The sequence below is a fragment of the Halalkalibaculum roseum genome, from assembly GCF_011059145.1.
GTDB lineage: Bacteria > Bacteroidota > Rhodothermia > Balneolales > Balneolaceae > Halalkalibaculum > Halalkalibaculum roseum.
This window is the reverse complement of record NZ_JAALLT010000001.1, coordinates 308,360-328,898: the sequence shown is the minus strand read 5'-3', so window position 1 is coordinate 328,898 and position 20,539 is coordinate 308,360. Positions and strand designations below refer to the sequence as shown.

Annotated in this window: 17 protein-coding genes; 6 read left to right on the top strand and 11 right to left on the bottom strand. The window is 45.3% G+C overall.

The genetic code is table 11. From position 1 onward, the window contains the following. Positions 1–100 precede the first annotated feature (100 nt). The 3 genes from G3570_RS01325 to G3570_RS01315 are packed head-to-tail and all read left to right on the top strand — an operon-like array spanning position 101 to position 2,629. Positions 101–457, top strand: a complete 357-nt coding sequence (locus G3570_RS01325; protein WP_165138406.1) for an STAS domain-containing protein — start codon at positions 101–103, stop codon at positions 455–457. Positions 458–467: 10 nt separating this feature from the next. Continuing rightward, entirely contained in the window at positions 468–890 is a 423-nt protein-coding gene (locus G3570_RS01320; protein WP_249066562.1) for an ATP-binding protein, read from the top strand. A 5-nt stretch (positions 891–895) separates the two neighbouring features. After that, entirely contained in the window at positions 896–2,629 is a 1,734-nt protein-coding gene (locus tag G3570_RS01315; protein WP_346267195.1) for a GAF domain-containing SpoIIE family protein phosphatase, read from the top strand. On the opposite strand, the gene G3570_RS01310 is transcribed toward G3570_RS01315, so the two are convergent. The 8 genes from G3570_RS01310 to G3570_RS01275 form a co-directional block, all read right to left on the bottom strand. After that, the gene (locus G3570_RS01310; RefSeq protein ID WP_165138402.1) at positions 2,622–4,145 is read right to left on the bottom strand and encodes an MltF family protein; all 1,524 of its coding nucleotides are present in this window, start codon (positions 4,143–4,145) and stop codon (positions 2,622–2,624) included. The two genes, G3570_RS01315 and G3570_RS01310, sit on opposite strands and share 8 nt — an antisense overlap. 319 nt (positions 4,146–4,464) lie before the next feature. Beyond that, positions 4,465–6,891, bottom strand: a complete 2,427-nt coding sequence (locus G3570_RS01305; RefSeq protein ID WP_165138400.1) for a TonB-dependent receptor plug domain-containing protein — start codon at positions 6,889–6,891, stop codon at positions 4,465–4,467. Positions 6,892–6,979: 88 nt separating this feature from the next. Then, positions 6,980–7,888 (bottom strand): DMT family transporter, encoded by a 909-nt coding sequence (locus tag G3570_RS01300; RefSeq protein WP_165138398.1) that lies wholly within the window; start codon positions 7,886–7,888, stop codon positions 6,980–6,982. 25 nt (positions 7,889–7,913) lie between these two features. Further along, positions 7,914–8,321 (bottom strand): DUF4293 family protein, encoded by a 408-nt coding sequence (locus tag G3570_RS01295; protein WP_165138396.1) that lies wholly within the window; start codon positions 8,319–8,321, stop codon positions 7,914–7,916. Positions 8,322–8,512: 191 nt separating this feature from the next. Further along, a complete protein-coding gene (locus G3570_RS01290; RefSeq protein ID WP_165138394.1) occupies positions 8,513–12,013 on the bottom strand; it encodes an efflux RND transporter permease subunit in 3,501 nt (1,166 codons plus the stop codon). Between the two features lie 14 nt (positions 12,014–12,027). After that, positions 12,028–13,107 (bottom strand): efflux RND transporter periplasmic adaptor subunit, encoded by a 1,080-nt coding sequence (locus G3570_RS01285; RefSeq protein ID WP_165138392.1) that lies wholly within the window; start codon positions 13,105–13,107, stop codon positions 12,028–12,030. A gap of 20 nt (positions 13,108–13,127) precedes the next feature. Continuing rightward, positions 13,128–14,657, bottom strand: coding sequence for a TolC family protein (locus tag G3570_RS01280; RefSeq protein WP_165138390.1), 1,530 nt, complete (start codon positions 14,655–14,657; stop codon positions 13,128–13,130). A gap of 84 nt (positions 14,658–14,741) precedes the next feature. After that, a complete protein-coding gene (locus tag G3570_RS01275) occupies positions 14,742–15,449 on the bottom strand; it encodes a TetR/AcrR family transcriptional regulator (RefSeq protein ID WP_165138388.1) in 708 nt (235 codons plus the stop codon). 198 nt (positions 15,450–15,647) lie between these two features. Here G3570_RS01275 and G3570_RS01270 point away from each other — a divergent pair, with 198 nt between their 5' ends. Next, positions 15,648–16,556, top strand: a complete 909-nt coding sequence (locus G3570_RS01270; protein WP_346267194.1) for a DMT family transporter — start codon at positions 15,648–15,650, stop codon at positions 16,554–16,556. 101 nt (positions 16,557–16,657) lie between these two features. Here G3570_RS01270 and G3570_RS01265 read toward each other — a convergent pair whose 3' ends face one another. Next, complete coding sequence (locus G3570_RS01265; protein WP_165138384.1) at positions 16,658–17,614, bottom strand: aspartate carbamoyltransferase catalytic subunit; 957 nt, start codon at positions 17,612–17,614, stop codon at positions 16,658–16,660. Next, a complete protein-coding gene (pyrR, locus tag G3570_RS01260; RefSeq protein ID WP_282958212.1) occupies positions 17,614–18,165 on the bottom strand; it encodes a bifunctional pyr operon transcriptional regulator/uracil phosphoribosyltransferase PyrR in 552 nt (183 codons plus the stop codon). Before pyrR ends, G3570_RS01265 begins: the two co-directional genes overlap by 1 nt. Before the next feature lie 156 nt (positions 18,166–18,321). On the opposite strand from pyrR, the gene G3570_RS01255 reads away from it, so the two are divergent. Together G3570_RS01255 and G3570_RS01250 are read left to right on the top strand one after the other, a co-directional pair. Beyond that, a complete protein-coding gene (locus G3570_RS01255; RefSeq protein WP_165138380.1) occupies positions 18,322–18,876 on the top strand; it encodes a D-glycero-alpha-D-manno-heptose-1,7-bisphosphate 7-phosphatase in 555 nt (184 codons plus the stop codon). Next, positions 18,873–19,640 (top strand): HAD family hydrolase, encoded by a 768-nt coding sequence (locus tag G3570_RS01250; RefSeq protein ID WP_165138378.1) that lies wholly within the window; start codon positions 18,873–18,875, stop codon positions 19,638–19,640. The genes G3570_RS01255 and G3570_RS01250 overlap by 4 nt, the downstream gene beginning before the upstream one ends. 136 nt (positions 19,641–19,776) lie before the next feature. On the opposite strand, the gene G3570_RS01245 is transcribed toward G3570_RS01250, so the two are convergent. Further along, positions 19,777–20,298 (bottom strand): REP-associated tyrosine transposase, encoded by a 522-nt coding sequence (locus G3570_RS01245; RefSeq protein WP_165138376.1) that lies wholly within the window; start codon positions 20,296–20,298, stop codon positions 19,777–19,779. Positions 20,299–20,539: the final 241 nt, after the last annotated feature.

Here is a 20,539-nt window from a genome sequence, read left to right as displayed (position 1 = left end):
AATTACGATAAACTTTTTGCTCGAAAGCATGTTCTTAATTTTTTTTATGTTTATCATCCAAAATCATTAGGAACCGTTTTTAATCAATAAATCCGCAGCGATGAAAAATTTTAAAATTAACCATAAGCAAGTTGACTCTTACGATGTACTCGAGCTTAGCGGAGAATTGGATGCTCATACTGCCTCTCAGTTGGAAAATTCCTTAAAAACACTCATCGACAAGGATAAGCATCAGATTATCGTTAACTGTGACGATTTGGATTACATAGCCAGTGCCGGTTTAGGGGTTTTCATGGCCTATATAGAAGATGTCAGAAATCTAGGCGGAGATATCAAGCTTACCAACATGAATTCCAAAGTTTACAACGTATTTGATTTGCTCGGTTTCCCCACCCTTTATGACATTCTTGAGGCAGAGGAAGACGCTATCGAAAAATTTGAAAAGGACAATCACTAAGGGTACTGTCTTGTCTAAAAATTATTCAAAACATAGCATGTCGGTTGAAGCTTCTACCAAGCATCTGGCAAAAGTGCGTGATTTTGTAGCCAAGTATGCAACCGAATATGGATTTAAAAAACAAGATGTTGCTGATATCAGGCTGGCAGTGGATGAGGCTTACACCAATATTATAAAGCATTCCTACAAATACGACGACCAAAAATCTGTAGATATCGAATTGGGTTGTAATGACGATGAATTCTGGGTCTCCCTGCTGGATGTTGGAGAGTCTTTCGACCCATCAAACTATTCCGAGCCTGATGTACGCAGGCAGATAAAAAATAAAAAACGAGGCGGGGTAGGTGTCTACCTCATCAAAAAGCTGATGGACGAGGTAAAGTATTTGAACGACGGCGATACGAATGAAATTCGCATGACAAAAAAACGGTAAAAGCAGTGAGCAACTCTTCACCCAATAAAGAAGACCTGCACTCTCGTTTTGAATTGCGTACGCTTCTGGAGACCTCCCGCATGCTCATTGAGTCGCAGGACATGGACTTTGTGCTCAATAACCTGCTGCTTATTACCATGGGGAAACTGATGGTAACGAAGGGTATGATCATCATATACCAGCCCGGGGAAGACAACTATTTGGTTTCCAAATCAAAAGGACGCGCTTGCCCTAAAGAGGGTGAGATCATTGACCCCGAATGGGACGAAGAGGTAAAACAACAATCGGTAATTCAATGCGGCATCGATGATATTGAGATGCCGGAGCTCATCGACGGTGACCAGCAGTGCATCTTTTTCAACCTGCGCACCAGTAACAATCATATCGGTTTTCTCTGCCTGGGATCAAAAGGAACCAAACAGCCACTCAAAGAACAGGAGATTGAGTTTGTCGAGAGCCTGACCATTATCTCTTCGGTGGCTATAGCCAACTCACGGATGTTCACCGAACTGCGGCGCATTAATCGCATGCTCGACCGCAAGGTCTATGAGTTGAATACCCTGTTCGACCTCAGCAAGGATTTTAACATGATGGTGGACCGGGATGAGATCATCCGGGTCTTCAAGTTTGCCATGCTTGGCCAGATGCTCATTCAAAAATTCTTTTTCCTCCTGCAGCACGAAGATGTAAGAGAAATGGTGACCACCAGCGGCATAAACGAAAAGCTTTCTAAAAAACAGATTGATAAACTCTTTGAGCTTGAAGAAGACCTGGTGGAAGTAGATGATTCACTTGGCGAGGAGATCCCTTTTCTCAAAAAACAGGGCATCAAAGCAATTATTGGCCTACGCCTTCAAAATGATAAGATCGGGGTCTTCGGTGTAGGTGCCAGGGCCAATAAGGAGAGCTATTCCTCCTCTGATTATAACTTCCTGCGCTCCCTTGGCAACCTGGCCATGCTCTCCATACAGAAAACCTACTTGCTGGAAGAACGTATTGAAAAAGAACGGCTTGAGGAAGAACTGACCATTGCCAAATCCATACAGCGCGGATTACTTCCTGATCCCATACCCTCCAGCGATAAGCTGGATATTGCAGCCACCAATATCTCATCTTACCAGGTAGGCGGTGATTACTATGACATTCTGGAGACTCCCAGCGGCAACCTGCTTGTAGCCATAGGGGACGTTACCGGCAAAGGGATCCCTGCTTCACTACTTATGGCCAACCTGCAGTCGATGTTGCACGTGTTGCTTCCTATCGATATTACGCTTGGAGAGGCTTCCGGTAGGATGAACGACATCATTTACCAGAACACTCCGAGCGACAAGTTTATTACCTTTTTCTGGGGTCTTTTTGATCCTAAAGAATCTACCTTTAAATATGTCAATGCAGGTCACAATCCGCCCATTTATCTGAAGAATGGCAGTGAGGAAATAGAGCTTTTGGAAGAGGGAGGTTTGATACTCGGTGCTATGGAAACAATGAGTCCCTACACGGAATCAAACATACAACTCGAAAGCGGTGATCTGCTGGTCTTCTTTACCGATGGAGTGACTGAAGCTATGAACGCCGACGAGACAGAAGAGTATGGAGATGAACGCCTGATCAAATGTATTAAAAAGAACAGGGGCGGCAGCGCTAAAGAAGTGCAAGATGCCATTGTAGCGGATGTCAACCGGTTCGCCAACAACATTCAGTATGATGACATTACCCTGGTTGTATTGAAGGTCAATTAAAGATACCGATCACGCCCGGCAACTTCTTCTGCTTACCGGAATCGGAAGCTGCCAGAATGCTCTCATAGGTTCGGTGACGATTCAGCACCTCCTTCACGTATCGAACCGTTTCAATTCCCCGGCAGAACCCATAACGGGCATCTTTATAATACTTTCGCTGCATTAGTTTCAATAGGGCATCAGAAGCGTTCTCCCATTCATTGGGATTTTTATTCTGATCAATAGCCAGCCTTCTTGCATCAGCGACATGCCCCGGACCGGCGTTATAGGTCGCCAGTGCGAAAGCCCACTGATTGGTAGAATCCATGTAAGAATAGTGTTTCAAATGTTCCGTAATAATCCTGATACCTTCTCGCAGATTGGTCTCTTCATCATAAAGCATCTTTTTGTTTTCCACTTCCGAAAAGCGCGGCATAACCTGCATCAAGCCGATAGCTCCTGCCCAGCTTTCCGATTCGGGATTAAACTTTGTCTCCTGGGCAACCATGGAGGTAATCATTAGCCAGTCAACACCTGCGGAGTCGGAAAGGCTCCTGATCATATCATCATAAGGTGAAATTACACCCGACCTCTCAATCTTGGTTTCCGGATTATAGTATTCGGCAATTTGAGGACCCTCTTCGAAATACCGTTTACGCAGTATATTCAAAAAGGTGGAACGTTTCACGGTGCCATCATCTCCACCAAAGCGAAAATGTTTGTACAGAAACCTGTTGAGCTGGGTTTTGAGCTCCGGGGCATTATCCCTGATCGCCCATGCTATGGTATCACTTTCAGAAACAGTTGGGCCCTGAACCAGTCCGGACATATATTTGCTCGAGGCCTGGTAAATATTGTCATCTGCAACGGTCGCCTCGATGTCTCCGTTGGACACATCAAACAGTAACGATTCTGTATCCTTGTCATTAGCTACCATATTAATCTTAAGCCCGTCTATTTTCTTCTGCAGCTCACGCAGCCGATAATAATAGGAACTGTTCCTGCGTACCGTAATAGGGATCTCACGCTGGGCATGTTCTTCTAGAGTCTTGGGAGGATCTTCAATGCTTTCCGAGTAGATTAGCAGTTGGTCCACTATATTATATGCCCTGGTAAAATCGACATATTTGTCTCTCTCAGGGGTGATGGTATAGTTGGCAGCAATGATATCACCCTCGCCGCTGTTCAGCATATCGTAAGGATTTTCATCAGGACCGACCACCAATATATCTAGGGCAAGATCATTCTCCTTGGCAAACTCATTCACGAGTTCGTATTCAAAGCCCCATTCAATCCCCTGATGAAGAAAATAGGTATTGGAGCTGTAGCGGGTGATCATACGGAGGGTTCCACTGTTTTTGATGTCCGCAAAGTTGCGGTCTACCGGTTCTTTGACCGACACATCCAATCCCTTGTCATTAATTTCATCTACAAAACGGTCGACATCTCCCTTGTTGATGCAGGCGCTAAGTGAAAAGACAATCATGAGAATACCCAAAAAAGCAGGGTACCTGTAATTGTTGAATTTTTCGTACATGCACTACGAATTCGTTAAAAATAAGAGAGCGATTACCTGTACTAACCCTTACAAGTAATGCCTAAAACACCGAAAAAGTATTGCTCTTAAACTAGGCATATTTGCTCTAACTTCTAGATTTTTAAGAAGTATTTAATGTTTGTAAGCATCTTGTTAACTGCTTGATTTTAATCCGTTAAACACCCTAAAAGTCATTTTCGTTTGGACCCAAAGTAACCAATACAAATCCAACTTATAAGCAAATTTGAAATATTAACGTTTACCGGTATCAAACTACCTTAAATACGAATGAAAAAGAGAAATGTTACTCAATTAACTCTTAGAGTGTGGCACGCAAAGCAATGACAACATTTCTCCCGGCCGCACTGATTCCCGAAGAATAAGGCCTGTAGTGCTTGTCCAGGATGTTCTCAATGCCCGCATTGACCTGAAATGTTTCGTTGAGCTGGTAGGAGGATTTTATATTCAATGTCGCCCAGGAAGGGGACCCATCTTCGGTGTAGAGGTGTGTTTTGCTCTGTTCAGATGGAGAAAAGTCGGAAATATCCTTTTCACCGTTAAACTCTGTGTAGGCTTCAATGCGTATCTTTTCTGCCTTATAGGTGAAGCCGGCTTTACCAAACAATGGTGCCACATGTCTCAACGGTTCATCACTCGAAAGGTCTTTACCTTCGGTGATTGTCACGTTGGAATCAAAAGCCAGGTGAGTGCCAACCTCAATGCCCAGCGAAGCACTTGCCCCATACACATACGCTCTTCCGGCATTGACGACAGCCTCAACATCACTGAGTTCCCCGTCATACAGAATCTGTTCCTGCCCGTTAAACTGGAAATCCCTGCGAACCATGGCATCTTCCAGCCAGGTATAAAATGTGTTGACTTCCAAACGGGCTATATCTGAAAAGGTTTTGATCAGGGCGAAGTCCAGGTTGTATGAATACTCAGACTCCAGATTTTCGTTGGGCACTACCACCGTACCCGGTTCCGAATCGAAGACCTTGGCGGCATCATCCACATTAGGTGCACGAAATCCTGTTGACCCGTTAAGGTTAAACTGAAGACCTTGCACCGGACGCCAGGTAAATCCGATGCTTCCGCTCACTGCACCGGTATTGATGGCTATCTCTTCGAAAGGAAAATCGTAAAATTGCGTGCTGTTGAACTTTGATTTCAAAAAAACGTGGCTGTATCGCAGTCCGGATACGGCCGTAATATTTGAAGAAAGATCCATCCTATACTTGGCATAAGCGGCAAGCTGGGTGTAATCACTTCCGCCGTCGGGATAGCGGGTTGCCTCGGCAAAGGTGCTACCTGTTTCAATATTCCGGGAGAAGGCTTCTGAATCAACATAGTTATAAATACCCTCTACACCGTAATACAACTGCTTGCTCTCCCCCCAGTTTTTGTCGAAATCTATGTTGGTCGTCACTACATTTACATTCTCTTCCCGGTTCCTCAGCTCGTCTTCCTGAAATTTGCGATCATTTCTGCTTTCCTGGAACCACTGGTAGGAAAAGACGCTGCTCACCTTATCATAAAAAGATGTTTCGGAAAAGTAGTCTACCTCAAGGGCATTCATCATCCAGATCTGTGGTCCGTAATACCACTCAGCATTCTCGAACTGACCGGTATCACCGTTTTCTCTCTCTATGAGGCGATCATACCGCGGGATATCGTTGGTTGTGGCATAATGAAACCCATAGTTAACATCCCAGGTCGGTGAAGGCTTAAATCGCAGCTTTTGCATTAGATTCAGCTGCTCATAACCTGAGGGACGCTGCAGGGTTACATCGCTGTTTTCCACTACCTGATCTACATCGTTTTCGCGAATTACATATTCAGTGCGTTTCCCGAAATTGGGATAGTCGTCGTAGAAGTTCCCGCCTGATCGCATATCATCAAAATCGGTATAGGTAATACTGGTAAAGGAACCCCACTTTTCATAGCCTACATTGGCACCACCGTGAATGGCCCGTTCATTATTTGCAGAGGCATATCTTGCAAGCATGCCGGACCTTACATTAGTCTCATCAGGTGCAAATGATAGCTCGGGATCTGTTGTCTGAAAATTCATAACACCCCCCAAAGCATCACTACCATAAATGATAGACCCGGGTCCAAAGATAACTTCGGTATTTTGCACCGCATTGGGGTCGAGTGAAATCACGTTCTGAAGATTTCCGCTTCTGAATATCGCATTATTCATGCGCACTCCGTCAACGGCTATCATCACCGAATTTGCTGCGAAACCGCGTATCATAGGACTTCCGCCACCCATCTGACTTTTCTGTACAAATACCTTCCCTGAAGCCTGAAGCAGATCTGCCGAGGTCTGGGGATTCGAAAACCGGACCTGTTCTTCACTGATCTGCGTAATCTTTTGAGGTATTTCTGTTTGGTTTTGCTCCCGCTTGCTGGCAGAAACGTAAATTTCCTCCATTATCACCGACCGCTCGGTCAGCTTTACCAGAAAATCAGCTTCCCTTATGGTTTGATAGGCCAATGCTTTTCGCTTGAAGGAAGGATGCTGAAAAATCAGGTAATCGGACTCATTGAACTTACTGATATCCGCCTCTCCATTCTGATTCGTTACGGCTGTCGTATTCTGCTTTTCATTAAAAATATACACATTGTCCACGGGCTGAAGCGTTGTTTCATCAATCACTTTAATAGTCTGCGAAAGGGCCTGACTAAAAGCGGCTAATACCACAATGAAAGTAAGTACAATGAATTTATTCAGTTTCATATACTGCTGTAATGGTTTCATAATTAGCGCGTAAACATAGCGGATATATTATAGAAATCGTATACCATAATGATGCTACAGCCTGAATTTAACTACTTTTTTCACGGGACTTTCGTTTCCAGGTTAGGCCGATGCCCGTTAAAATTATGGCCATGGCAACCATAGAGCCGACAGGCGGCAGCTCACTGAAGAGAAAAAAGGCCAACACTGATGCAAAAAGCGGTTCTACAAGGATAAGTGTAGATAATAAGGTTGGTGACACATATTTAACTGCAAAATTCATGGATCCGTGACCCAGTATCTGCGGACCAAAAGCGAGTCCTACCCCTGCGGCAAAACCGACTGCGGAAATATCCAGCAAGTCATCGCCAAATGCCAATGCGAGGCTCACACAGGTAATAGCAGTATAAAAGTAGACGGGGAAAACGTAATCAACCCACTCTCGTTTCTGACGTATCCGTTGCCCTATCATCAAGTAGACCACAAAAATCAGTGCGGCAGATAAGGCCAGGGCATTGCCCAGCAGTGGATTTGAAAAATCCTGCTCAATCTGGCTGTCGGAGATCCCGAGCATCACGGATCCCGCAAATGCTAAAAATACCCCAATCCAGGTTGTTCGGGCAAACGAACGCTTGAACCATAGCCTCTCAACCAGGATAAGTATGACCGGGTGCACCGTTACCAGCACGGATGCCGATGCCACCGAAGTGAAGTATAGCGAAGAAATCCAGCAGGCGAAGTGTAGCCCCAGGCAGACGCCTGCAAGAGCGATCATTAAACGCTCTTTTTGCTTGGCGGCTGTTGCAGCCCTGTTCTTATTTCGTTTGTAAAGCCAGTAGGGCAGCAGCATCAACACAGCCAGAACCGTTCGGTAACTTGCCAGTACCAGTGCGGGCGTTTCCGGTGTGGTTCGAACAAGGATAGGTGCGAAACCAAAAGCGACAAGACCGGCTGCAAGAGCCGCCAATACCTTGCTTTTTGGATAATCCTGCGCCATCAGTTGCTTTTAGAGGTCTGAAAAATTACCGGATGCGGTCCATTGATTTTACCAGCTCGATATCATCTTTGATCTTTTTACGTGCATAAATCTGAGATAGAAGGGCTATTACCAGCATCCCGATACCAATGGCTTCATCCCATAAAAAGGACCCGAATCCACCCAATGAAATAAATATACCCAAACCATACCCGAGAACTATCACTTGCAGGATCATCGTACGGGTCACCCATTTCACCTGGTTTTCCCTGTTTTTATACAAGGCGATACAACCTAAAGGTGCCAGTAATGCAAGTGTGAGGGTGATAGCGAAACCGATGCCGATCCACGCCTGCGGGTCATCCATGGAATGACTGTAAAGGGCATTAAAGAAGACGCTTCCGTTCAGAACGGAAGCCAGAAGTAAAAAAACAGATTGTATTCTTTGAATCACAGTAAATTAAGTGCGGCTTTTTTAGAATTTATTCCTGAAGCAGCAAAAGATAGCATTTTTTGAGGAGTCGCTCATCTAAAAAAATACCGGTCAGATAGAGCCAATACCTGAAGAGTTGATAAAATTATTTAACAGAGGTTAAAATAGTACAGGCTGCAAAATATCATTGCAGCCTGTTTATAACTTAATAACTATTGTGCCCCAACCGGTTCGGCCTGTTGCTTGTCCGTCGGCTCTCCGTTTACCTTTGAATGATCCACAATCAGGTCAGGATTGGCGGTATCAAAGAAGTAGCGGTTGATACCTCTTCTACCGTTTTCAAACAGGTAATAGAGCACCGGTACCAGAATCAGTGTGAGTACGGTTGCAAATAGCAGACCGACAATTACGGCAATAGCCATAGGTGCCCACCATGCTGCCTGCTCACCACCCCAGTAGAGATACTCTCCCAGGCTGGTAAAGAACTCAACAGGATTGCTGGTCAACACTATGAAGTCAAGGTTGAATCCGATTGCAAGGGGAACCAGGCCAAGCGTAGTGGTAATTGCAGTCAATACTACCGGACGAAAACGCACTTTTCCGCCTTCTACCAGTGCCTCATATAGTCCCATGTTGTCCCGGTACCTTAAAATGTCTATGTAGTCAATAAGTACAATTGCATTGTTAACTACCACCCCGGCCAGTGATATCACACCGATACCCGTCATGATGATGACAAAAGGCATCTGGAATATTACCAGTCCGTAAAATACTCCTGCCGTAGACATAATCACCGAGGTCATCACGATGAATGGTTTGAAAAGGGAATTGAACTGTGATATCAGGATAAAAGAGATCAGGAACAAGGCTACCAGGAATGCCATAGAGAGAAAGTCAATGGCCTCCTGCTGGTCTTCCTGCTGGCCGGTCCAGTTTGTGGAGTAGGAAGCCGGCAATTCATTCTGAATATACGGCTGCAATACCTGCTGCACTTCTTCAAGAACGGCATTGGCATTGTAGTTGGATCGCACATCTGCCATAACCGTTATAACTCTTTCCTGGTCTTTATGCTTTATGCCGCCCAGACCTTCAGTCACCTCCCAGGTAGCCACACTGGAAAGCGGAATTTGTCTGCCTTCATCAACAACCGTAAGATCTTGCAAGGTGCTCATATCGGTGCGGTACTTTTTATCCAGACGTACGGTGATGTCGTATTCGTCCTTACCGTCACGGTACTTTGAAGCCTCAACGCCGTTGATCGCCTGGCGAACGGTGTTACCGATTGCCTGTGTAGAAAGACCGTATACCGCCGCTTTTTCCCGGTCTACCCTGATACGTACTTCTGGACGGGCTTCCGGTAAATCGGATTCCAGACCGTCCAGCTTGCTGTATACCGGATCATTTTCCAGAATGCGAAGGATATCTTCCGACGCCTGTGTCAATCCTTCCATGCTTTTACCTGAAATTTCCAGGTTGATAGGAGGCCCAGAGGGTGGTCCCTGCTGCTCTTCTTCTACAGTAATTTCCGCGCCGGCTATTCCTTTGGAGAAGTGACTCCTTGCATATTCAATTGCATCAAAACTGGTCCCCTGCCTGCGCTGGTAATCCTCAAAGTTTAATACTACCGTGCCCCGGTGGGAGGATGAACTTCCCCCACCCATCGGATTCGAAGAGATGGCGGAGCCGGATGTACTCAAGACCGTTTCAATATCTCCGTTATTCGGGATATTGGGTACTTTCTGTTCAAGCTCATCAACAATATTCTTTGTGAATTCTACATTGGTGCCAATTGGCGCCTCCACCTGCACATAGGCACGCGCCGGTGGGATATCTTCGGGGAAATACTCTATACCGGGGTTGAACATTCCAAAAACCACAAAACTGGATATGAGAACCAGTACCGCAATACCTAATACCGACTTACTGTGATCGAGCGCCCAGCGCAAGCCGATCTCATATCTTTTCAGCACTTTACCCAATCCTTCTTTTTGCCACCATTTACCGATGGGGTTGAGAATCCAGCGGTTGGCTGCCCAGAGAATGGCACCTAAAATGATGAGCATAGACCATGTCAGCAAATCACTGATCAAGGCTCCGATAGCAAGGATTCCAAAAAAGCCTGCCATCGTAAGTTTGCCTCTTCGGGTCATCTTAGGCTTGCCGGTGCTGTCGACATTTTCCAGGGTCATGAATAAGGCACATATCACCGGGTTGATCACCAGAGCTACAAAAAGCGAACTACTGAGTGTGATGATGAGCGTCATGGGCAGGTACGACATGAACTCCCCGGTTATGCCCGGCCAGAATAGCAGCGGGAAAAACGCAGCCAGCGTAGTCAAAGTACCCGAAATTATCGGTACAGCTACTTCACCGGTACCCTTTTTAGCCGCCTCGAAATTATCATAGCCCTCTTCAAGATACCTGTAGATATTCTCCACGACTACAATGGCATTATCCACCAGCATACCCAGGGCCAGTATCAGGGAGAATAGCACAATCATGTTCATGGTCATCCCGAGCATGCTGATAATGATAAATGAAGTAAACATTGACAACGGGATGGCAATACCTACAAAAGAAGCATTTCGAACTCCCAGGAAGAATAGAAGCACGCCGACTACTAAAAGCAGACCTGAAATAATATTGTTTTCAAGACTGCTGACCATGGAATTAATTTGATCGCTCTGGTCAGAAGTAATCTCAAATTTCGTTGTCGGTGGTAAACCGGGCAGCTCTTCATCCAGTATGCTCTTAACAGCCGCGGAAGTTTCCAGTATATTTTCACCGCTTCGTTTAACTATAGACAAGCTGATTACCGGTGCATTATCCAGCTCGGCATAGGTCTCACGATCTTTGAATCCGAATGTAACTTCCGCTACGTCACGGATATAGATCGGCTGGTCATCAGGAGCATCAATTACGATATCCTCAATGGGCTTGGGCGTCTCGTATTCGCCGGGCACACGTACCAGAAACTTCTTGGTACCCACATCTATAGTACCGCCGGGAATAGTCACATTCTCCTGTTGTATGGCTGCAATGAGGTCAGCAAATGTCAAACCGTAATACTTAAGCTTGGGGAGATCGACATCCACTTTCACCTCACGCTCCAGTCCGCCGGCAAGGTTAACTTCCAGAACTGAAGGAATGGTCTCAATACGATCCTGGATATCTTCGGCAATCTCTTTGAGTTGTACCAGTCCGTATTCTCCGGAAATATTTACCTGCATGATGGGAAACTCAGAGAAATTAATCTCCTGTATAATCGGATCTTCCGAATCCTGAGGGAGTTCCGGCTTGGCAAGATCAACCTTTTCCCGCACTTTCTGCAGCGCATCCTCAATATTAACATCCGAATTGAACTCCATATTGATATTGGAATAGCCTTCCGATGTGGTCGATGTCATGGTCTTTACATCCGATATACCACCCAGCTCATCTTCAAGCTTTCGGGTAATCAGGCTCTCCATATCTTCAGGAGAAACCCCCGGGTAGGTGGTAATAACCATGATATTAGGTATAGTGATATCCGGTGATGACTCTTTTGGAATATTGATATAAGACTGTACCCCAAAGAGTGCAACCAGTACAATGATCACCAGTACGCTGATTCGATTGTCTATGGAAAAGGACGAAAGTCCGAATTCTTTTCTTTTTCCCACCGGCTTGCCGTCTTTATGCGGTGCGCCGTTTGTTTTTTCCTGATTATTCATAACGGGTACTCTGGCTAATTACTTTGTGCAATTTCTTCACTTCTGTTTTCCACAACTTCAACACGGGTGTCATTCTGCAGGAATGAGGAACCCACCGTGATAAGTTGCTGGCCGGCACTCAATCCATCCTCAATAACGATACTGTTTTCATAAGAGGGTCCGAGCCTAACTGCCTTTTCACGTGCCACTGTATTTCCCTCTTCATTTTGTTCCAGTGTGTATACAACGAAAGCATTCTCTTTTTGAAAGACATATTCTTCCCCGACCACGATAACGTTATCGCGTTGCAGTGTCCGCAATTTGACATTCGCGATCATGTCGATCTTGTACTTTTTAGAGTTTGCCGGCAGCTCGATTTCAATTTTGAAGGTTCTTGCTTGGGGATCAATACTCTCCGCTACGTAGGTAATGGGAAGTTTAAGGGTATCGCTGCTTTGAAAATCGAACCAGACTTCAGCTTGATCCCCAACATTTACTACATCCGAAAAACGCGATGGGACACCTGCTGTGACGGTCAGGCGATCGCGTCCGATAAGTCTGACCAGCGGCATTCCGGGACTGGCCATCTCTCCTTTTTCTAACATGCGATCCTCCAGGATAGCGTCAAAAGGAGCCGAAACCGTGGTATTCTGTAGATCTACCTTGATCGATTCCAGGGCCGATTTGCTCTGCTGGTAGGCTGCCCTCGCATTGATTATGTCAATTTCAGAACCAATACTGTCTTGTTCAAATACTCTTTGAAGGCGTTCGTACTGCTCCCGGGCCTGCTCGGTCTGTGCTTCCAGCCTGGCTTTTTCCTGCACCAATTTGCTGTCATCAATTTTCAGGATCTGCTCTCCCTCCGCTACGCGATCTCCCTTCTCTACATAGTATCGTTCAACTGTCCCAGATACTTCAGCAGAGATATTGACGTCATTCAGAGACTCGACCGTACCGACCAGGCGCAGATAGCGTTCAAAAGATTGGGCCTGCAAAGTCTCGGTTTCCACATTGACCGTTTTTACCAGCTCCTGTTGTGGTACTTCCTGTTCCTGCCCGCAGGCTGATAAAAAACCTGTCAAAAGGGCAATTGCAATTATATATAGCTTATTCATTGTACTCTTTATATCCATTATTAATTTAATTCCGGGGTAGATTTATCAACGAAAGGCACCATGCCGACGGCAAGATCGTATCTGGCTTTTGCCGATAGGTAATTGTATACCATTTGTGCATAGTTTACTTCCGCCTGCCTCAATTGAAATTCTGCTTCTGTTACATCTATCTGTGAGCCGATGCCATTACTCAATCTGGCTTGGGCCCTGTTATAACCTTCTCTTGCCTGTTTAAGTGCCTTCTCTCTGGCGGGTGCCGTTTCAATAGCCTGGTTCAGACCCTCGCGGGCTGATTGAATCTCATTCTTAGCCGAACGCAAGGCGAATTCCTGCTGCAGCCTGATATCTTTCTGTTCAATCTTGGCTATCTGTAGATTAGCACTTCGTTCAAATCCCTGAAATAAGGGCAGGCTCAATGTCAGCCCAAGAGTCTGCGAACGCGCCCTCGTCTCTTCAGAACCAAAGAATACCGGGCTTCCCGCCTGGGCAGCGGACCAGTTCAGATTGTAATTTGCCGACAGAGTCGGTAGAAAACGGCTTTGAATAGCCTTGATTTCTCTTTCTTTGAGATCCTCCTGCTTATTGAGCACACGGATATCTCCACGGTAATCCGTAGCGAGATCCACCAATTCTTTTTGCTGCTCATAAGAGTAGGGCGTCATGCTGTCTACTTCTTTAATATTCTGATTTACCTGATCGGCAACACTCTCTGCTCCGATTTGAAACCGGTTCAGGTCACCCTGAACAGCCAGTGAAACTTCGATGGGGAGACCGAGCCTGAGGTTCAATTCGCGGTATGCCTGCTCAACAGCGTATTTTGCCTGTGTCAGTTGCGGCTCCTGATTGCTCAGCTGAACCTCAACCTGTAACACCGCATACTCATCAATAAGTCCCGCTTCCTGCCGGGATCTGTTTTCGCGAAGATTCTGGCGAATCCTGTCAACGGTTGCCTGTTGCAAACGAAGCTGTTCTTCGGCAACCAGAACATTGTAATAGGCAATACGCGTGTCGGTTACGATCTGCTGGGTGGTAGCGCGTAAGTTTTCTGCCTGAGCGCTTTTGTAAAGTTTAGAGCTGCTGATCCCGACTATTGCTTCACCTCTGAAAAGCGTCTGGTTGACCGAAACACCTCCATTCCAGTTGTTGTCGGTACCGAATTGCAGGGGTACTAGTTCATCCGCAGGTGCATTGGGATCGAAAAATTGGGCTGGGACGAAGTTAACGGGAATCTCCAGGTTTCGGGTATAGGTAGCGCTTCCTGTAATTTCAGGCATCACTTCACTCCATGCTATACGAACCTGCTGATCGGCATCCTCCAGAGTTAAAAGTGAGCGTTTGATCTCTGTATTGTTGGCCAGTGCAATCTGGATAGCCTGAGTCAGGGTGACGGGCCGCGATTGCTGTCGAACCTCCTCTACCGAAGTGGCTATCTCTTCCTTTCCTGTATCCTGGGCAGAGGCACTCCATAAGGGTAGTAGAGAGAACAAGGCGCATAATAGTACCGGACAAATTGATTTTTTGATCGATAATATGGACACGTGATTCTGCATAAATAATTAGTATTTCGCTATGTGACGGTAAGTTAGTGTTAAATTAATCGGCTACAGTGGATAAAGTTTGGGACTCATTACGAATCATTCTTCCGTATGTTTCAATAAATGACCATCGGTCATTTTTTTCTTTCTGCCCTTTTCAGTGGCCATACCTGTTCCGATCAGATTCAGGAAGTTCTCAAAAAGGGAATCGGTATTGATCTCCATTTCATTGAGCATCTGGAAATGGTGGCCGGTTTTTTTCATATGATGGATGTTGGTGATACCTCTCGTACTGGCCCAAACCAGTATGGCAAGTTCTTTGGGATCGTAGGAGTCATCGATGGTACCGTCTTGCATCCCGATCTGAAGGCAACGAACCATATAGTTCATGGCTTCCCGCATATTATTTTCACAGGTTTGAGCCATCTCACTGTTTTCCAGCTCTTCTGCATCCTTAAGCGACTCATAATAGATAAATGCATTGAAGTAGTCGGGATTGTTGCGTACGAAATCGAGGTAGGTGTCGCCCATCAGTCGGATCAGTTCGATACCTGTGTGGTCACCGGTAAATATTTTCGCAAATCTCCGGTTCAGTATTTCAGAACCGCGCTGCGTTATAGCCATATACAGCTCATTTTTATTCTTGAAGTAGAGATACAAGGTCCCCTTGCTGAGCTCTGCCTCTTCAGCTATCTCTTCCATGGTTGCCTGGTCCAGACCCTTGGCAAAGATTACCTTTTCAGCCGCGTCTATGATATTATTGCGACGGCGTTCTTTTTCTCGTGCTTTTCGTTCTTCTGTTCCCATAATTCTTATAAAAATGACTGACGTTCATAAAGTGACCAAAGTTAAGGATCAGTATTACGATAACCAACTATTTTTTGTTGCAACTTTTCGGCCCCGTTCCAATCGAAATGCTAAAGTCCATAGAGATGCATCCTTTGGATAATGAAATTTTCCCTTACATTACGCGATTCATATCCACCGAAATCCCTAAAATATTCTGTGAAAAAGCGAACGCTGGTAGAAATCTCATTATTTATAGTGGCCATCATCTGGGCCCTAAACTTTTCTATCATCAAGAGCAGCCTGACCGAAATAGATCCACTTAGCTTTAACGGTTTGCGATTCGTTTTTGCAGCGGCCATCATCTGGCTGGCCCTGCTTTGGAAAAAGCAGCAGTTTCGTATACCAAAAAAAGACTGGCTGCCCTTGCTGGGAATGGGATTGCTTGGCAACCTGGTATACCAGGGATTATTTATAATCGGAATTGATTATACCCTTTCGGCCAATGCTGCTGTCATGCTGGGTACTATTCCAATCTGGGTGGCTCTGTTTTCTCATTTTTTCAGGCTTGAGAGGATGAATATATTCAAATCCATTGGCGTACTCTTTGCATTTGGAGGCATCGTATTTATTATCTCCGGTGGCAGTAAGGGATTTTCATTCGGCTCGGATACTTTTCTGGGCGATGTCATAATAGTTTTGGCTGCTATGGTCTGGGGCGGGTTTACCATTCTCTCCAAACCCTTCCTCAACAGGTATACTCCGATACAGTTTTCTGCAGTCATGTCAACCATCGGGTGTATAGTACTCTTTCTGATCGGTTTGCCCAGCATGACAACTATTGATTGGGGTAGTGTCTCATATGCCGCCTATGGTGGGGTGGTGTATAGCGGACTGCTTTCTATCGGAGCGGCTTATATTATCTGGAACTATGGACTGCAGACAGTGGGAGCAGTACATACAGCGACCTATCAAAACCTGGTACCGGTCATGGGGCTTGTTTTCGGGGTGGTACTGCTGAATGAGCAGCTTACACTGCTTCAGTATATTGGTTCTGCTCTGGTGATTGCAGGAATAGTATTAGCGCGCTGGAAAAGAAGGGAATTAAGAACCCAATCTAAGACTTAGCTTGGAATGTTATTACACGGAGGTTCACAGAGTAGCTCGGAGTTACACAAAGGATACTCTGTGAAACTCTGGTTCTCTTTGAGTAACTCTGTGTAACAGCCTTAAATTCGTGTTCCACCACTTAATAAGTATAGCACAGCCATCCTTACCGCGACACCGTTGGTTACCTGACTAAGGATGATAGACCGGTCACTGTCGGCCACTTCACTCTCCATCTCAACCCCGCGATTGATCGGTCCCGGATGCATGACGGTGAAATTCGGATACTTCTCCAGGTGCTCCATCTTGATACCAAACTTCTCATGATATTCCCTGATGCTCGGGAATAGCTCCGTACCGGCATCCTGCCTCTCCAGCTGTATACGCAATGCCATAGCTATGTCGCAGCTCGACAATGTCTCCTCAAGGTCATAAGAAACCTCCACCCCCAGATCTTCCACAAAGACGGGCATAAAGGTTTTGGGACCGCAAACCGTCACTTTGGCTCCCAGTTTGTTCAATCCGATAATATTCGAGCGAACCACCCGGCTATGGGAGATATCCCCGATAATGGCAATATGCCTGCCCTCCAGATCAGGATACACCTGCTGCATGGTGAACATATCGAGAAGCGCCTGGGTAGGATGTTCATGCGCTCCATCACCGGCATTGATGATTGCGGCATCAACCACTCGGGTGAGGAAGTAAGGCACACCCGGACTCTCATGGCGCACCACCACCATATCGATCTTCATGGAACTGATGTTGCGGATGGTATCCTTCAGGGTCTCTCCCTTCTTTACGCTGGAAGAGCCTGTTGAAAAATTTACCACATCCGCGCCCATCCGCTTTTGAGCCAGCTCGAAGGAGAGGCGTGTCCTGGTACTGTTTTCATAGAAAAGATTGACGATGGTCTTGTCTCGCAAGGTAGGTACTTTAGGAACCGGACGATCCAGAATTTCACGAAAATACTTAGCCTGTTCCAACACAAAGAGAATGTCTTCCCTGGAATACTCTTTGAGTCCCAGCAGATGTTTCTGAGAAAAATCGTATTCGCGTATATCGGTATTCTCAGCCATCACGATTTATCATTGTTGGGATTTTGCACTACATAGACGGCATCTTCATCGTCCAATTCCTTCACCTTCACTCTTACTTCTTCCCGGATATGTGTGGGCAGCTTGATACCGACATAATCGGCACTGATAGGCAGCTCACGATGTCCCCTATCTACCATCGCGCAGAATTTTATGCTGTTGGGACGACCATAGCTCATTAGAGCATCCATAGCTGAACGGACCGTACGGCCGGTATAAAGCACATCATCCACCAGCACGATATCCCGCTCATATAGGTCGAAAGGAATTTCCGTAACTTTGACTTCCGGCATTTTCAGCTTGCTTCGGAAATCATCCCGATAAAAAGTGACATCCAGTACACCGAAGTCAACATCCAGGTTGAAATCTTTGGAAATAATTTCTTTAATCCGCTTACCGATGTACACACCCCGGGTTTGCATCCCGATAATGGCAAGTTTGGATGGATCGTCATGCGGTTCCAAAAACTGGTGGGCAAATCGCCGGTAAGTGCGATTCAGATCATCCGCAGACATTATTTTTGCTCTATTCAAACGAAGGTACCCAATACTGTGTTTTCGGGGAGTAGCGAATTACGTTGCATGAAGTTATGGAATGCTTGAAAGGAACTCAATTCAATATTTCTCAAGCCGTAATTCGAATTGTTGATTAAATTATTAAGTACTAAAGATACATTCTTATAACAGTAAATGAACAAGGCATTTTTTCTTGATCGTGATGGCACCATCAATGTGGATTATAATTTTGTTCATACCCCTGAAGAGTGGACATGGTGCAGCGGTGCGGTAGAATCGATTCGTCGATTAAATGAAGCCGGTTTCAAGGTAATTGTAGTAACCAACCAATCCGGCATCAGTCGCGGAAGATATAGCTCGGAGCAGGTAAATCATCTGCACGAGTGGGTTGACCGGGAATTGCACGAAGCAGGTGCTCAAGTCGATGATTGGTATATGGCACCTCACCATCCCAAATACGATACTGAGCTTCAATATCCCCGTGAAGACCGGAAACCCGGAAAGGGGATGTTCAGAAAGGCGGCTCAGAAATATAATATTGATTTCAGCAACTCCTTCATGGCCGGAGACAAAATAAGCGACCTGCAACCGGCTGTCGATCTGGGTATCACACCATTTTTCATCCGATCAAGACATGAGCCCGATCAGGATAAAGATTGGCTCAGGAAACATGAGATTCCGTCTTACGAGACTTTGCATAAAGCTTTAAATGACCAATTCGAACTATGAGCAAAAATAAGCAAGCTGGAAATAATGAATCGCAATCCCGTATGGTATCCATTGATTTCTGGGATACCCTGGTCGATGCTGCTGTGGGAGGAAATGAGCGCAGAAAAGTTCGTTTTGATGCCCTTCGGGAGATAGCGTCTGAATATATCACCGAGATGCCGACCGCACAGATAGAAGCCGCAGCCAAAGAGGCCTCGGAAGAGTTTAATAGAGTCTGGTTCAACCAGCAGCGAACTCCAAAAACAGAGGAACTCGTTAAAACGATCTTGAATACTTTGGGTATTCCTGCCACCCAAAAAGAGTTGGACTATCTGGTCGAAGTTTTCGAAGAGTCGCTATTCGAAGGACAGCCGGCTATTTTAGATGGCGCCGGTAAAGCCATCAATGCACTTTCAGGCAACTATCAACTCACCCTTATTTCAGACACCATGTATTCGCCCGGCAGGGTCATACGCAATTTTCTGAAAAATCATGAGCTGTTTGACTATTTCGACTCTTTCCTGTTCAGTGATGAAGCGGGCTATAGCAAACCGAATCCAAATGCATTTCGAAAGATGCTGGCTGATACAGGCTGTGAAGCGGAAGGCTCCTACCACATCGGCGACCGGCTGAATACGGATATTTCAGGCGCCAAAAAAGTGGGAATGAAGGCAATATTATTTACCGGCGTGTCGATGAAAAGCAATGGCTCCGACCCCTCTGCCAACGCCGAGCCCGATCACGAATGCCAAAGCTGGCAGGAAGTTCAGGAGCTGCTTCTGTAATACCACTAATACACTGAGTGCACTTAGTGCTTTGAGAGGCATGTGATTAGCGTTTGATTGAGTAAACCGTTAATTACTTATCCTAAAACTATCCAATTTCAAAATATGCTGTGTCAAGCGTCCACGCTTGACACTTTTAGTTTAACTTAACTCCCAAAGGATTATTCGGATTTGCACTGCTATAATAATACTTAGAAGGATCGTCCACGAAACCTGCCCTAACTGGATTCTCATGGATATAATCTAATTTTTGTAAAATTACCTTGTTACTGAATAGGGCAATTGGATAATTTCCATTTTGCCAAAATTGGTGGTTTTTGTTCAAATTATTTATTGCCCCGGCCTTTTTAAAAGATTCTATCATCCATTCTCTTCTGCTCTCATTTGGATTACTTGTTATAGACTTTACCAATTCTTTGGAAGTGTAGGTTTTAAAATCTCTAAGAATAGCCGGAAGACACTGATCTGACTTTATGATTAAATGCAGATGATTGGTCATTATTACAAAAGCGAAAATTTCAAGTCCTTTACGCTTTCGACAATAATCCAAGTTTTGGATGAGTATATCATTGTATATTCTTCTGGTAAATACATCAATCCAGTTAATCACTGTCAGAGTAACGAAATTTACTTCTTCTGAATAGGTTTTTCTTTTCATGGATCCGATTACTCCAAGCGTAGACGCTTGGAGAAGCCTTAATTTGAACTGTGTAACAATTATATCCAAAACTGATTTAAGTAAGTATGATGACTGTAAGACTCTTTTACTTGCTAAACCTTACAAAAACATGTGAGCAAAATGAAAAATATTTGCATAAACCTATTATGAATGTCAATCTCATTTTTAAATTATCTTCGGTGCCAAACGTCCACGTTTGTCGCCGTTATCATCATAACTA

Excerpts from the sequence above, each read along its gene's own strand:
- G3570_RS01310 (WP_165138402.1), bottom strand. The coding sequence starts at position 4,145 with ATGTACGAAAAATTCAACAATTACAGGTACCCTGCTTTTTTGGGTATT.
- G3570_RS01325 (WP_165138406.1), top strand. The coding sequence starts at position 101 with ATGAAAAATTTTAAAATTAACCATAAGCAAGTTGACTCTTACGATGTA.
- G3570_RS01255 (WP_165138380.1), top strand. The coding sequence starts at position 18,322 with ATGAACAAGGCATTTTTTCTTGATCGTGATGGCACCATCAATGTGGAT.
- G3570_RS01305 (WP_165138400.1), bottom strand. The coding sequence starts at position 6,891 with ATGAAACTGAATAAATTCATTGTACTTACTTTCATTGTGGTATTAGCC.
- G3570_RS01285 (WP_165138392.1), bottom strand. The coding sequence starts at position 13,107 with ATGAATAAGCTATATATAATTGCAATTGCCCTTTTGACAGGTTTTTTA.
- G3570_RS01290 (WP_165138394.1), bottom strand. The coding sequence starts at position 12,013 with ATGAATAATCAGGAAAAAACAAACGGCGCACCGCATAAAGACGGCAAG.
- G3570_RS01245 (WP_165138376.1), bottom strand. The coding sequence starts at position 20,298 with ATGAAAAGAAAAACCTATTCAGAAGAAGTAAATTTCGTTACTCTGACA.
- G3570_RS01275 (WP_165138388.1), bottom strand. The coding sequence starts at position 15,449 with ATGGGAACAGAAGAACGAAAAGCACGAGAAAAAGAACGCCGTCGCAAT.
- G3570_RS01250 (WP_165138378.1), top strand. The coding sequence starts at position 18,873 with ATGAGCAAAAATAAGCAAGCTGGAAATAATGAATCGCAATCCCGTATG.
- G3570_RS01265 (WP_165138384.1), bottom strand. The coding sequence starts at position 17,614 with ATGGCTGAGAATACCGATATACGCGAATACGATTTTTCTCAGAAACAT.
- G3570_RS01300 (WP_165138398.1), bottom strand. The coding sequence starts at position 7,888 with ATGGCGCAGGATTATCCAAAAAGCAAGGTATTGGCGGCTCTTGCAGCC.
- G3570_RS01280 (WP_165138390.1), bottom strand. The coding sequence starts at position 14,657 with ATGCAGAATCACGTGTCCATATTATCGATCAAAAAATCAATTTGTCCG.